Here is an 810-nt window from a genome sequence, read left to right on the forward strand (position 1 = left end):
ACTTAACAGTTGGGGGTGTTTTTTTATGCAAAAATAAAATGTTGAAGAGCTTTTAATTAAAAAACTTCATATTATTTCGTTCTTTGCTTATGATTTAAGCAATTAAAATAGAGTTTCTGCATATGCAATTTAAAATTATTGCGGCCCAAGACCTAAATAAACAACAACGGCAACAAATTGCTGAGCTGTGTTTTGCTGCTTTTGATGAAGATCCTTGGAGTCAATATACCTTCATGCAAAATGCTGTACATATAATAGGCATATTAGGTGACAATATTGTGTCACATGCTTTATGGACAAATAGAGTGTTCACCATAAATGACAGCTTCAATGTAAAAACTGCTTATATAGAATATGTGACTACTGATTTCAAGATGCGTGGGAAAGGTCTCGCATCTAAATTATTAAGATATTTAACCGATGTTTTAACTACTTTAGGCTATGAACTCGTGGCATTACAGCCTGAAGATGAGACATTCTATAAAAAATTAGATTGGATTTCGTGGTGGGGAGATTTATACATCAAGCATGAAACTTCTACTTATCTGACTAATGACTATGAGATTATGATATATCCTTTGAGTATTCACATGAAAGACCTACTATCACATCGTTCAGAGAAGAATACTATCTGCGCAGAATGGCGAGAAGGTGAAGTTTGGTAGTTCTAATTACATAAAATATTGAATAAATATTAGCTTTAATGTTCAATAAGAAGATTATAGTAGTCTTAATAATGTGAGATATTAGCCAGAACTTCTATTATTTCTAATGTAAGATATAGATGGGAAAATAAACATATTTAACCTA

At 31.5% G+C, this 810-nt stretch carries 1 protein-coding gene; it reads left to right on the forward strand.

The features are described 5' to 3' along the window. Positions 1-122: 122 nt before the first annotated feature. Entirely contained in the window at positions 123-665 is a 543-nt protein-coding gene (locus tag NL42_RS19425; protein WP_461313991.1) for a GNAT family N-acetyltransferase, read from the forward strand. Positions 666-810 lie beyond the last annotated feature (145 nt).

It is taken from the genome of Acinetobacter sp. GN11, assembly GCF_054823985.1.